Source organism: Staphylococcus sp. HMSC061G12, from assembly GCF_001838465.1.
Classification (GTDB): domain Bacteria; phylum Bacillota; class Bacilli; order Staphylococcales; family Staphylococcaceae; genus Staphylococcus; species Staphylococcus simulans.
Genome location: NZ_KV837002.1, coordinates 1 through 464, shown reverse-complemented (window position 1 = coordinate 464; position 464 = coordinate 1). Strand labels below are relative to the sequence as shown.

The window sequence follows — 464 nt, the reverse complement described above, 5'->3', positions numbered from 1 at the left end:
AAAAAATGAATCGAAATATGCTCATTAGAGCTACCATCTTTAAGGCACTCATTAGGTTGTTTAATTCCTTCAGAATTATCCAAAACCTTTTGAGTGTTTTATTTTTATTTAAGCTACTTGATTAAGAGTGGTTTTAATATGATGTTTTTTGCCAGCTAGAAGTTTAAACTTAACTAAAATTCTATTTCTAAAGTTATAGAAGTTACGATAACCATAAGCTACTCGTTTAAGTACTTTAATATTGTTGTTCATAGCTTCTATTGGACCATTAGAACGTGCAGAGTGTTTTAATGTGTTTTGAATTTCCGGAAGGAAAGTTTTAAAACTTTTAAGTACTCTTCTTAATCCTATATTCAAAATTGATTCATCCAAACATCTATTAATTTCCTCAGTTAATAATGCTATTTTATTATGTTTAATCAACACACGAATGATATTGACTCTGATATACATATCTTTTAATT

General features: G+C 27.4%; 1 protein-coding gene. It reads right to left on the bottom strand.

What is annotated here, in order from left to right:
• Positions 1-108: 108 nt before the first annotated feature.
• Positions 109-464 (bottom strand): transposase (locus HMPREF2937_RS00450; protein ID WP_142351376.1); only part of this gene is annotated, 356 nt, incomplete at its 5' end.